The sequence below is a fragment of the Pseudomonas sp. R4-15 genome (assembly GCF_055768815.1).
Window position 1 is genome coordinate 3,079,932 of record NZ_CM147293.1, and the last position, 12,292, is coordinate 3,092,223.

At 63.2% G+C, this 12,292-nt stretch carries 12 protein-coding genes; 9 read left to right on the plus strand and 3 right to left on the minus strand.

Features of this window, described 5'->3' with window-relative positions:
* The first annotated feature begins 93 nt into the window (after positions 1 to 93).
* The 4 genes from trxB to infA all read left to right on the plus strand — a co-directional run bounded on the left by trxB (position 94) and on the right by infA (position 2,791).
* Positions 94 to 1,041 carry a thioredoxin-disulfide reductase gene (trxB, locus tag ACYRGX_RS14690; protein WP_473053208.1) on the plus strand — a complete coding sequence of 316 codons (948 nt, stop codon included), beginning with the start codon at positions 94 to 96 and terminating at the stop codon, positions 1,039 to 1,041.
* A gap of 13 nt (positions 1,042 to 1,054) precedes the next feature.
* Positions 1,055 to 1,765, plus strand: coding sequence for a leucyl/phenylalanyl-tRNA--protein transferase (gene aat, locus ACYRGX_RS14695; RefSeq protein ID WP_473053209.1), 711 nt, complete (start codon positions 1,055 to 1,057; stop codon positions 1,763 to 1,765).
* Positions 1,762 to 2,469 (plus strand): arginyltransferase, encoded by a 708-nt coding sequence (locus ACYRGX_RS14700; RefSeq protein ID WP_473053210.1) that lies wholly within the window; start codon positions 1,762 to 1,764, stop codon positions 2,467 to 2,469. Before aat ends, ACYRGX_RS14700 begins: the two co-directional genes overlap by 4 nt.
* A gap of 103 nt (positions 2,470 to 2,572) precedes the next feature.
* Positions 2,573 to 2,791 carry a translation initiation factor IF-1 gene (gene infA / locus ACYRGX_RS14705; protein ID WP_002553999.1) on the plus strand — a complete coding sequence of 73 codons (219 nt, stop codon included), beginning with the start codon at positions 2,573 to 2,575 and terminating at the stop codon, positions 2,789 to 2,791.
* 100 nt (positions 2,792 to 2,891) lie between these two features.
* Here infA and clpA read toward each other — a convergent pair whose 3' ends face one another.
* Both clpA and clpS read right to left on the minus strand, forming a co-directional pair.
* Positions 2,892 to 5,165, minus strand: a complete 2,274-nt coding sequence (clpA, locus tag ACYRGX_RS14710; RefSeq protein ID WP_473053211.1) for an ATP-dependent Clp protease ATP-binding subunit ClpA — start codon at positions 5,163 to 5,165, stop codon at positions 2,892 to 2,894.
* 30 nt (positions 5,166 to 5,195) lie between these two features.
* Positions 5,196 to 5,573, minus strand: coding sequence for an ATP-dependent Clp protease adapter ClpS (gene clpS, locus ACYRGX_RS14715; protein WP_473053212.1), 378 nt, complete (start codon positions 5,571 to 5,573; stop codon positions 5,196 to 5,198).
* A 214-nt stretch (positions 5,574 to 5,787) separates the two neighbouring features.
* Here clpS and cspD point away from each other — a divergent pair, with 214 nt between their 5' ends.
* Positions 5,788 to 6,045 (plus strand): cold shock domain-containing protein CspD, encoded by a 258-nt coding sequence (cspD, locus tag ACYRGX_RS14720; protein ID WP_473053213.1) that lies wholly within the window; start codon positions 5,788 to 5,790, stop codon positions 6,043 to 6,045.
* Between the two features lie 55 nt (positions 6,046 to 6,100).
* On the opposite strand, the gene icd is transcribed toward cspD, so the two are convergent.
* On the minus strand, positions 6,101 to 7,357 hold the full coding sequence (gene icd / locus ACYRGX_RS14725) for an NADP-dependent isocitrate dehydrogenase (RefSeq protein ID WP_473056698.1): 1,257 nt from the start codon (positions 7,355 to 7,357) through the stop codon (positions 6,101 to 6,103).
* Between the two features lie 421 nt (positions 7,358 to 7,778).
* Between icd and ACYRGX_RS14730 the strand changes: the two genes are divergently transcribed.
* The 4 genes from ACYRGX_RS14730 to hflD all read left to right on the plus strand — a co-directional run bounded on the left by ACYRGX_RS14730 (position 7,779) and on the right by hflD (position 12,291).
* Positions 7,779 to 10,007 (plus strand): NADP-dependent isocitrate dehydrogenase, encoded by a 2,229-nt coding sequence (locus ACYRGX_RS14730; protein ID WP_473053214.1) that lies wholly within the window; start codon positions 7,779 to 7,781, stop codon positions 10,005 to 10,007.
* Between the two features lie 74 nt (positions 10,008 to 10,081).
* Positions 10,082 to 10,540, plus strand: a complete 459-nt coding sequence (locus ACYRGX_RS14735; RefSeq protein ID WP_473053215.1) for an NUDIX hydrolase — start codon at positions 10,082 to 10,084, stop codon at positions 10,538 to 10,540.
* A gap of 36 nt (positions 10,541 to 10,576) precedes the next feature.
* Positions 10,577 to 11,674 carry a tRNA 2-thiouridine(34) synthase MnmA gene (gene mnmA / locus ACYRGX_RS14740; RefSeq protein ID WP_473053216.1) on the plus strand — a complete coding sequence of 366 codons (1,098 nt, stop codon included), beginning with the start codon at positions 10,577 to 10,579 and terminating at the stop codon, positions 11,672 to 11,674.
* Positions 11,671 to 12,291 carry a high frequency lysogenization protein HflD gene (gene hflD / locus ACYRGX_RS14745; RefSeq protein WP_473053217.1) on the plus strand — a complete coding sequence of 207 codons (621 nt, stop codon included), beginning with the start codon at positions 11,671 to 11,673 and terminating at the stop codon, positions 12,289 to 12,291. Before mnmA ends, hflD begins: the two co-directional genes overlap by 4 nt.
* Position 12,292 lies beyond the last annotated feature (1 nt).

A 12,292-nucleotide genomic window follows, 5' to 3' on the forward strand; every position in this document is an offset into this window, starting at 1 on the left:
CTGCTTTCGGTGTAGCATAATCGGCAGTTTCCGCCGCACACCGGCATTGGATCATGCATTTTCTTTCAAGACAAAGGGTTATGGGGTGTTGTTATGAGTGAAACCAAGCATTCGCGTCTGATCGTGCTGGGCTCCGGCCCGGCCGGCTATACCGCAGCGGTATACGCGGCGCGCGCCAACCTCAAGCCCCTGCTGATCACCGGCATCCAGCCTGGCGGCCAGCTGACCACCACGACCGAAGTCGACAACTGGCCCGGTGACGTAGAAGGCCTGACCGGCCCCGGCCTGATGGATCGCATGCAGAAGCATGCCGAGCGCTTCGATACCGAGATCGTGTTCGACCATATCAATGCGGTGGAGTTGCGCGAGCGCCCCTTCACCCTCAAGGGCGACAGCGGCACCTATACCTGCGATGCACTGATCATCGCCACGGGAGCCTCGGCCCAGTACCTCGGCCTGCCGTCCGAGGATGCCTTCGCCGGCAAGGGCGTCTCCGCCTGCGCCACCTGCGACGGCTTCTTCTATCGCAATCAGGTGGTCTGCGTGGTGGGGGGCGGCAACACCGCCGTCGAGGAAGCGCTCTACCTGTCCAACATTGCCAAGGAAGTCCACCTGATCCACCGTCGCGACAAGCTGCGCGCCGAGAAGATTCTCCAAGACAAGGTGTTCGACAAGGCCGCCAACGGCAACATGCGCCTGCACTGGAACCACACGCTCGAAGAGGTTCTGGGCGATGCCAGCGGCGTGACCGGCGTACGCCTTAAAGACAGCCTCAGCGGCGAGGAGAAGACCCTGGACCTGGCCGGCGTGTTCATCGCCATCGGCCACAAGCCCAACACCGAACTATTCGCCGGCCAACTGGAGATGAAGGACGGCTACCTGGTGATCCAGGGTGGCCGCGAGGGCAACGCCACCGCGACCAACATCCCCGGTGTGTTCGCCGCTGGCGACGTGGCCGACCATGTCTATCGCCAGGCCATCACCTCGGCCGGCGCAGGCTGCATGGCGGCACTGGACGCCGAGCGCTTCCTCGACCAGTGAGGAGCCGGGTGCCGTGCTGAGCTGGCTATCCCGCGACAGCCTGGAGTTTCCCCGGCCCCAGGCTGCACTACGCGAACCCAACGGCTTGCTCGCCGCCGGTGGAGACCTGTCTCCGGAACGGCTGATCGCCGCCTACCGGCACGGCTGCTTTCCCTGGTTCGAAGAAGGCCAACCGATCCTCTGGTGGCATCCCGATCCCCGCACGGTACTCATGCCCGAGGACCTGCACGTCTCGCGCAGCCTGGCCAAGACACTACGCAAGGGGCCGTATCGGGTCAGTTTCGATCGCGACTTTGCGGCAGTGATCGAAGCCTGCTCGGCACCACGCGCCTACACTGACGGAACCTGGATCACCGGACGCATGCGCGAGGCCTATGGCCAGCTGCACACCCAAGGCGTGGCGCACTCGGTCGAGGTCTGGCGCGACGAGGAACTGGTAGGCGGGCTCTATGGATTGGCGATTGGCAGGGTGTTTTTCGGCGAGTCGATGTTCGCTCGCGCCGATGATGCCTCGAAGGTGGGCTTCGTCACCCTGGTGCGCCACCTGCGCGACTGGGGCTTTGCGCTGATCGACTGCCAGATGCCGACCCAGCACCTGCATAGCTTCGGCGCCGGGCCGATTTCCAGGGAGCGCTTTCTGGACCTGCTGGAGCGGAACCTCGACTCCCCCAGCGCTGCCAACTGGATAGCGACACTGCCACAGGCCGACGAGGGCTCCCGATGACCGAACTCGCACGCCTGAAGTTCTACGCGACCCAGCCGCATCCCTGCAGCTACCTGCCGGCCGAGCAAGCCACCACGCTGTTCCTCGACCCCAGCCAGCCAATGGATGCGCAGGTCTACGCGCAGCTCTCGGACATGGGCTTCCGGCGCAGCGGAGACCACCTCTATCGCCCCCACTGCCAGCAGTGCCGCGCCTGCGTGCCCGCCCGCATCCCGGTCGCCGACTTCATCCCGGACCGCCAGCAGAAGCGCATTCTCAAGCGCAATGCGCACCTGGACGTGCGTAGCCTGCCGGCCGATTTCGAGGAAGAGCATTACGCGCTCTACGCCCGCTACATCGAAGGACGCCACGCCGACGGGGACATGTATCCGCCCAGCCGCGAGCAGTATCTGAGTTTCCTGGTACGTGACCTGCCGTTCACGCGCTTCTACGAATTTCGCGAGGACGGCCGGCTGCTGGCGGTAGCGGTGACCGACGTGCTGTCCAACGGGCTTTCAGCGGTCTACACCTTCTACGATCCCGACGAGGAGAAACGCAGCCTGGGGCGCTACGCCATCCTCTGGCAGATCGGTGAAACCGCACGCCTGGGCCTGGATGCGGTCTACCTGGGTTACTGGATCAAGGACTGTCGAAAGATGAGCTACAAGACGCAATACCGCCCACTGGAACTGTTGGTCAACAGTCGCTGGGTGAAGCTGTCGTAGTCCACTGGCGATCCTTGGGCATTTCCGGCACAATAGCTGCCGCTTTTTTCCGTGCTTGACGTGAATCAAGCCACTTTTCAGAACACCGAGGGCTCAACTCAACATGTCGAAAGAAGACAGCTTCGAAATGGAAGGCACTGTCGTCGACACCCTGCCCAACACCATGTTCCGCGTGGAGTTGGAAAACGGGCACGTCGTCACCGCGCACATCTCCGGCAAGATGCGCAAGAACTACATCCGTATCCTTACCGGTGACAAGGTTCGCGTCGAACTGACGCCCTACGATCTGAGCAAAGGTCGTATCACCTACCGCGCGCGCTGACCCCAGCCCCGCGGTATGGCGCCCGCCACCAAGCGGGCCCGCCAGAAACGAAACGCCCGGCTGATGCCGGGCGTTTGCGTTTATCCGAGATTCACCCGCCTCAGGCGAGGGCCTCGCTGGTCTCGTAGTCGAAGGACAACTCGCCATCTTCCACATCCACGTGGACGATGCCGCCGTGCTCGGCCAGCTCGCCGAACAGGATCTCCTCGGCCAACGGCCGCTTGATCTTGTCCTGAATGAGCCGCCCCATCGGTCGCGCACCCATCTGCTGGTCGTAGCCACGTTCCGCCAGCCAACCCCGCGCCTCGTCGCTGACCTCCAGTTGCACACGCTTGTCCTCGAGCTGAGCCTGCAGCTCGGTAAGGAACTTGTCGACGATGCTCTTGATGGTCTCGGTACTCAGGCGGCCGAACTGGATGATGGTGTCCAAACGGTTGCGGAATTCCGGCGTGAAGCTCTTCTTGATGACCTCCATCGCGTCGGTCGAGTGGTCCTGCTGGGTGAAACCGATCGACGCGCGCGCCGCCGTCTCCGCGCCGGCATTGGTGGTCATCACCAGAATCACGTTGCGGAAGTCCGCCTTGCGCCCGTTATTGTCGGTCAGCGTGCCATGGTCCATCACCTGCAACAGCAGGTTGAACACTTCCGGATGCGCCTTCTCGATTTCATCGAGCAACAGCACGCAGTGTGGCTGCTTGGTGATCGCCTCGGTGAGCAGACCACCCTGATCGAAACCAACGTAGCCCGGAGGCGCACCAATCAGGCGGGACACGGTATGGCGCTCCATGTACTCGGACATGTCGAAGCGCACCAGCTCGATACCCATGGCCTTCGCCAGTTGGCGCGCCACCTCGGTCTTGCCGACCCCGGTGGGGCCCGCGAAGAGGAAGGAACCCACCGGCTTGTCGGGTGCCTTCAATCCAGCCCGGGAGAGCTTGATTGCCGTGGACAACGAATCGATCGCCGCATCCTGACCGAACACCGTGAGCTTGAGGTCACGCTCCAGGTTACGCAGCAGTTCCTTGTCGTCGCTGGAAACATGCTTGGGCGGAATCCGCGCGATCTTCGCGACGATGTCCTCGACCTGGGGTACGTCGATGCGCGGCGCGCGACGCTCCTCCGCCTGCAGGCGCTGGTAGGCACCGGCCTCGTCGATTACGTCGATGGCCTTGTCCGGCATGTGACGGTCGTTGATGTAGCGTGAAGCCAGTTCGGCTGCGGCGCGCAGCGCCTCGTCGGTGTACTCGATCTGGTGGTGTTGCTCGAAGCGGCTTTTCAGCCCACGCAGGATACCGATCGTGTCGTCGACGGAGGGCTCCATCACATCGACCTTCTGGAAGCGACGCGCCAATGCGCGATCCTTTTCGAAGATGCCGCGGAACTCCTGGAAGGTCGTCGAACCGATGCAGCGGATCTCACCCGAAGACAGCAGCGGCTTGAGCAGGTTGGAGGCATCCATCACACCACCGGATGCGGCGCCTGCGCCGATGATCGTGTGAATCTCATCGATGAATAGAATCGCATGGGGACGCTTGCGCAGCTCATTGAGCAGCGCCTTGAAGCGCTTCTCGAAATCGCCGCGGTACTTGGTACCCGCCAGCAATGCCCCCATGTCCAGCGAGTAGACGACGCTGTCGGCGAGCAAGTCGGGCACCATGCCGTCGACGATGCGTTTGGCCAGCCCCTCGGCGATGGCCGTTTTGCCAACGCCTGCCTCGCCGACCAGCAACGGATTGTTCTTGCGCCGGCGCGCGAGAATCTGCGCGACACGCTCGACCTCGTTCTCGCGACCGACCAGCGGGTCGATACGCCCCTGACGGGCCTGTTCGTTGAGATTGCTCGCATAGGCCTCCAGCGGACGGCTGGCGGCTGCGGCCTCACCGCCCTCCTCGTCCTGGGGCTCGCCTTCGCTGTCGCCACCCTGCTCACCCGGGCCCGGCACCTTGGAGATGCCGTGGGCGATGAAATTGACGACGTCGATGCGGGCAACGTTCTGCTGCTTGAGCAGGAATACGGCCTGGCTTTCCTGCTCGCTGAAGATGGCGACCAGCACGTTCGCGCCGGTGACCTCGCGCTTGCCGGAGCTCTGCACGTGGAATACGGCACGTTGCAGGACGCGCTGGAAGCCCAGCGTCGGCTGGGTCTCGCGCTCCTCGTCATGCTGAGGAATCAGAGGGGTCGTGGAGTCGATGAACTCCAGCAATTCGTGACGCAGACGCTCCAGGTTGGCACCGCAGGCACGCAGCACGGCGGCAGCGGCCTCGTTGTCCAGCAGGGCAAGGAGCAAATGCTCGACGGTCATGAATTCATGCCGTTTGGCACGTGCATCCTTGAAGGCCAGATTGAGGGTGACTTCGAGTTCGCGGTTCAACATGGCTTCACCTCATACCCAAATGGCCGGCGATTAACCGTCCTTCTCGATTTCACAGAGTAGCGGATGATGGCTGTCCCTGGCGTACTGGTTGACTTGCTCGGCCTTGGTTTCGGCAACGTCACGGGTGTAGGTCCCGCAGACCGCCCGACCTTCCGTGTGCACTGTCAGCATAATCCTGGTCGCCTGTTCGCGGGCGAGACTGAAGAAGGTCTCCAGCACCTCGACGACGAAATCCATCGGCGTGTAGTCATCGTTATACATGACCACTTTGTACAGCGGAGGTGCCTGAAGTTTCGGCTTGGCCTCCTGAATCGCCAGTCCCGCGTCGTCGTCACCATGCTGCTCGGGGCTGTCATGGTCTGATGTTAGACGAATCTGGCGATGTGAAAGCTGGGACGAATATGACATGGCCGCTAACCGGGTCGTATTGAAAGAAATGGAGTTTGACGCGCATCGCAGCACGTCGTCGCATCGCCTTGACTATCGGCGAATCGGTGATTCAATCACAGGGGTACCCGCCTGGCGGGTCGTGGTGATGGGCTCTCGGCCCGGCTTCGGCCGGTCATTGCCGAGGCTTGTCGGATGATACTCCTGCCATTGGATTCTTGCAGAGGGAATGAGCATGCTAAGTGGTAAGGTCAAGTGGTTCAACAACGCCAAGGGCTACGGCTTCATCGTCGCAGAAGGGCGGAGTGAAGACCTTTTCGCACATTATTCGGCCGTACAGATGGAAGGATACAAGACCCTGAAGGCCGGCCAACCCGTCAATTTCGACATCGTGCAGGGTCCAAAGGGCCTGCATGCGGTGAATATCTGCCCCGCGAATGCCGGGATAGCCACTGATAGCACGGTGCATCAGGACCTGACCGCCGGCGCCTGATTGCCCCCCCCACAAAGAGGCCGATACCACGATCGGCCTCTTTTCGTTGTACCTCCTACATGTGCGACACGACGGCCTCGCCGAAGCCCGAGCAGGACACCAAGGTCGCGCCGTCCATTAACCGCTCGAAATCATAGGTCACGGTTTTCGCCGCAATGGCGCCGTTGACGCCCTTGATGATCAGGTCTGCCGCCTCGCTCCAGCCCATGTGCCGCAACATCATTTCCGCGGAAAGGAGCACCGACCCGGGATTGACCTTGTCCTGCCCCGCATACTTGGGCGCAGTGCCATGGGTGGCCTCGAACATAGCCACGCTGTCGGAAAGATTCGCACCGGGCGCAATACCGATCCCCCCCACCTCTGCAGCCAAAGCATCGGAAAGGTAGTCGCCATTGAGGTTGAGCGTGGCGATGACGTCATACTCGGCGGGCCGCAACAGGATCTGCTGCAACATGGCGTCGGCGATGACGTCCTTGACTACGATCTCCTGCCCCGTGCGCGGGTTCTTCAGGCTCATCCAAGGGCCGCCATCGAGCAACTGCGCGCCGAATTCGTCACGGGCGACCTCGTAGCCCCACTCCTTGAACGCGCCTTCCGTGAACTTCATGATGTTGCCCTTGTGCACCAGGGTGAGCGAAGCACGGTCGTTATCGATGGTGTATTGCAGCGCTTTGCGTACCAGCCGCTTGGTGCCCTCCTCCGAAACCGGTTTGATGCCGATGCCGCACATGTCGGTGAAGCGAATCTTCTTCACGCCCATTTCCTGAGTGAGGAAGCGAATGACCTTGTCGGCCTCCGGCGAGCCGGCCTTCCATTCCACGCCGGCGTAAATGTCTTCGGAGTTCTCGCGGAAGATCACCATGTCCACATCGCCAGGCTTCTTCACCGGACTGGGCACACCTTCGAACCAACGCACCGGCCGCAGGCAGACGTAAAGGTCCAACTCCTGGCGCAACGCCACATTGAGCGAGCGAATACCTCCTCCCACCGGGGTGGTCAGCGGCCCCTTGATCGACACGACGTATTCGCGCACTGCGTCCAGGGTCTCAGCCGGCAGCCAGGTGTCTTGGTCATAGACCTGGGTCGCCTTCTCGCCCGCATAGACCTCCATCCAGGCGATCTTGCGTCGACCCCCATAGGCCTTGGCGACTGCCGCATCGACCACCGCGATCATCACCGGGCTGATGTCCACGCCAATTCCATCGCCTTCGATATAAGGCACGATCGGTGTGTCCGGAACCACCAGCGACCCGTCAGGGTTGACGCTGATCTTCTGTCCATCGGCAGGCAGTTGGATTTTCTGATATCCCATGCTGGAGCCCTCGACGCTTGTTGTTGGTTGCGGATTCAGCGTAGCGGAAGCCCTGCTTAGCGCAAGACTGCCCAGCTTGCGAGCCGCTGGCAGAAAATGGCCTTCCCAAGGCGATTGTCGACACTTCACATCCGAGCCACCGCCGCCATACCGCGGCGCAGAGCCTTTCCAGAAGCTGAAGTCCCTGCGACAAACGCAGCACGGGCAGGCTCGCCAGGCCGAGTGACTTTGATATACTGCGCGACGACCGGACGGTCATGGGCGTCAACGCCCAGGCCAGACCCACCCCACAGGCTCGCCAGCCCGACCCGGGCACGCCTGGGGGCTGTCATGGAGCCGCATCCCGGCCCCTTTCGATGCGCCACGGCTTACACGGTCCGGCAGGCGCCCTGTTCACGCAACGAGAGAGCAAAGCCGCAAGATGTCAACACAACCGACGATCATCTATACCATCACCGACGAAGCGCCGGCGCTGGCCACCTATTCGCTGCTGCCGATCATCCGCGCCTTCACCGCCTCATCCGGTGTCGCCGTCGAGACTCGCGACATCTCCCTGGCCGGTCGTATTCTCGCCAGCTTCCCCGAACGCCTGAAGGACGACCAGCGCATCGCCGATGACCTGGCCGAACTCGGCCGCCTGGCGCAGACGCCCGAAGCCAACATCATCAAGCTGCCGAACATCAGCGCCTCGGTGCCGCAGCTCAAGGCTGCCATCAAGGAACTGCAGGCCCACGGTTTCGCCCTGCCCGACTATCCGGACGTTGCCGACAGCGACGAAGAGAAGGACGTCAAGGCTCGCTACGACCGCATCAAGGGTAGCGCCGTTAACCCGGTCCTGCGCGAAGGCAACTCCGACCGCCGTGCGCCGCTGTCGGTGAAGAACTACGCCCGCAAGCACCCCCACCGCATGGGTGCCTGGAGCTCGGAATCCAAGTCCCACGTGGCACACATGAACGGTGGCGATTTCTACGGCAGTGAAAAGGCCGTGGTGATCGATGCCGACACCAGCCTGAAAATCGAGCTGGTGGAGAACGACGGCAAGACCACCGTACTCAAGGCCAAGACCCCGGTCCTCGCCGGTGAACTGGTCGACTGCGCCGTGATGAACCGTACCGCCCTGCGCGCCTTCGTCGCTACCGAGATCGACAAGGCCCGCGCCGAAGGCGTGCTGTTCTCCGTGCACCTGAAGGCAACCATGATGAAGGTCTCCGACCCGATCATGTTCGGCCAGGTGGTCTGCGAGTTCTACGCCCCGGTGCTGGAGAAACACGCCGAGACACTGAAGATCGTCGGCTTCAACCCCAACAACGGGATCGGCGACCTCTACGCCCGCATCAAGGCCCTGCCGGCCGAGAAGCAGGCCGAAATCGAGGCTGACATCCAGGCGCTGTACGCCGAGCGCCCTGCGCTGGCGATGGTCAACTCCGACAAGGGCATCACCAACCTGCATGTCCCCAGCGACGTGATCGTCGACGCCTCGATGCCGGCGATGATCCGTGATTCGGGCTGCATGTGGAATGCCGCAGGCAAACTGCAGGACACCAAGGCCGTGATCCCGGATCGCTGCTACGCCGGCGTCTACCAGGCGGTCATCGAAGACTGCAAAGCCAACGGTGCCTTCGACCCGACCACCATGGGCAGCGTGCCGAACGTCGGCCTGATGGCGCAGAAGGCCGAAGAGTACGGCTCCCACGACAAGACCTTCCAGGTCGCTGCTGACGGTGTGGTTCGCGTCAGCGACGAGCAGGGCCGCGTACTGATGGAGCAGGCTGTCGAAGCCGGCGACATCTTCCGCATGTGCCAGACCAAGGACGCGCCGATCCAGGATTGGGTCAAGCTCGCCGTGAACCGCGCCCGCGCAAGCGCCACTCCGGCCGTGTTCTGGCTGGACCCGGCGCGCGCGCACGACGCCCTGATGATCGAGAAGGTGCAGCGCTACCTGAAGGATCACGACACCAGTGGCCTGGACATTCGCATTCTGTCGCCGGTCGAGGCTACCAAGCTGTCCGTCGAGCGCATCCGCGCTGGCCTGGACACCATCTCGGTGACCGGCAACGTACTGCGCGACTACCTCACCGACCTGTTCCCGATCATGGAACTGGGCACCAGTGCGAAGATGCTCTCCATCGTTCCGCTGATGAGCGGTGGCGGCCTGTTCGAAACCGGCGCCGGCGGTTCCGCACCCAAGCACGTGCAGCAGTTCGTCGAAGAAGGCCACCTGCGCTGGGATTCCCTGGGCGAGTTCCTGGCCCTGGCAGCCTCCCTGGAGCACCTGGCCGACGCCTACGGCAACGACCGCGCCCGCGTGCTGGCCAAGACCCTGGACCAGGCCACCGGCCGCTTCCTCGACAGCAACAAGTCGCCGTCGCGCAAGGTCGGCGAGATCGATAACCGCGGCAGCCACTTCTATCTGGCGCAGTACTGGGCCCAGGCACTGGCCGAGCAGAGCGACGATGCCGAACTGCAGGCTCAGTTCGCACCGCTGGCCGACGCCCTGACCAGCCACGAGAGCGCTATCGTCAGCGAGCTCAACGGCGCCCAGGGCAAGCCGGTCGACATCGGCGGCTACTACCATGCCGATGAACAGGCGGCGAGCCGCGCCATGCGCCCGAGCGACACCTTCAACGCAGCATTGGCCAGCCTGGCCTGATCCACACCTGCGAAGACACGAACCCCGGCCCTGTGCCGGGGTTCGTGCTTTAGCGACAGAAAAGGAGGCGACACATGACCCGTACCTGGCATGCCCACGTCACCGTGGCGACGGTGATCGAGGACGACGGACGCTTTCTCCTCGTGGAAGAACTCAAGCAGGCGCGCAAGGTGCTCAATCAGCCTGCCGGCCACCTGGAAGCCGGTGAAAGCCTGCAGCAGGCGGCGCTACGCGAAACGCTGGAAGAAACCGGCTGGGAGGTCGAGTTGACGGCCTTCATCGGTGTCTACCTGTATACCGCCCCGAGCAACGGCGTCACCTACCAGCGCGTTTGCTTCGCTGCACGACCCCTGCGCCACCGCCCGGAACTCCCGCTCGACGAGGGCATTCTCGGCCCATGCTGGCTGACCCGCGCCGAGCTGGAGGCCGAGCGCCAACGCTGGCGCAGCGAACTGATCGGACAATGCATCGACGACTATCTCGTCGGCGAGCGTTATCCCCTTCGAGTGATCCATGAGCCGTCGTCGAGCTGATAGAATCGCCACTTTGCTTCGAACAACCGAGCACCAATGCACGTTCCAACTCAAACCCGTGTGATCGTCGGCATGTCCGGCGGTGTCGACTCCTCCGTTTCCGCCCTGCTGCTGATGGAGCAGGGCTATCAGGTCGAAGGCCTGTTCATGAAGAACTGGGAGGAAGACGACGGCACCGAGTATTGCACCGCGATGACCGACCTGGCGGATGCGCAAGCCGTCTGCGACAAGCTGGGAATTCGCCTGCACACCGCCAACTTCGCCGCCGAATACTGGGACAACGTCTTCGAGCACTTCCTCGCCGAATACCAGGCAGGACGCACGCCGAATCCGGACATCCTGTGCAACCGCGAGATCAAGTTCAAGGCATTCCTCGACTACGCCCTGGGCTTGGGTGCGGACCTCATCGCCACCGGGCACTACGTCCGTCGACGCGATATCGACGGCCGCAGCGAGCTGCTCAAGGGCCTGGACGGTAACAAGGACCAGAGCTACTTCCTGCATGCCGTGGGCGGTGAGCAGATCGCCCGCAGCCTGTTCCCCGTCGGCGAGCTGGAAAAGCCCGCGGTACGCGCCATCGCCGAGATGCACGGCCTGGCCACCGCGAAGAAAAAGGATTCCACGGGCATCTGCTTCATCGGCGAACGGCGCTTCTCCGATTTCCTCAAGCAGTACCTGCCCGCCCAGCCCGGCGACATCGAAACCCCCGAAGGGGAAGTCATCGGCCGCCACCAGGGCCTCATGTACCACACCCTCGGCCAGCGCCAGGGACTCGGCATCGGTGGACTCAAGGACGCCGGCGAAGCGCCCTGGTACGTGCTGCGCAAGGATCTGGAGCGCAACGTGCTGATCGTCGGCCAGGGCAACGAGCACCCCTGGCTGTTCAGCGGCGCACTGCGCGCCTCGCACATTTACTGGGTCAACCCGGTCGACCTGTCGCAGCCGCGTGCGCTCACTGCCAAGGTACGCTACCGCCAGCCGGACCAGGCCTGCCGCCTGGAGCGCAGCGGGGACGGCTATCGCGTGACCTTCGAACAGCCCCAGCGCGCGGTCACTCCAGGGCAGTCGATCGTCTTCTACGACGGTGAAGTCTGCCTCGGTGGCGGCGTGATAGAAACCACGGAGCCCGCATGAGTCCACGCCAGGAACAACTCATCGCCCTCGGCGCTGTTTTCAATGCTGCGGCCTTGGTCGACCGCATCGCACGCACCGGCCAAGTCAGCGAGCCCGCCCTCGGGTGCATGCTCGGCAGCCTTCTGATACGCAACCCGGATACCACCCTCGACGTCTACGGCGGCTCCGACCTGCACCTGCGCGAAGGCTACCGCGCCCTGGCCAGCGCCCTGGAGCGTGATCCGGCAAGCCTGCAGCGCGAACCGCTGCGCTACGCCCTGGCGCTGATCGGCCTGGAGCGACAGTTGGACAAACGTGGCGACATGCTCGAAACCATCGCCACGCGACTCGACCAGGTGCAGAACCAGGTGGAGCACTTCGGTCCGGTTCACGAGAACGTCATCGCCTCCTGCGCGGCGCTCTACGAGGACACCCTGAGCACGTTCCGCCAACGCATCCAGGTGCATGGCGACATGCGCTACCTGCAGCAGAGCAGCAATGCTTCGCGCATCCGCGCACTGCTGCTTGCCGGCATTCGTTCAGCGCGGCTTTGGCGCCAACTGGGCGGCCATCGCTGGCAGATGGTCGTCAGCCGCCGCAAGCTACTCGCCGAGCTGTACCCGCTGCTGCGTCACTAGC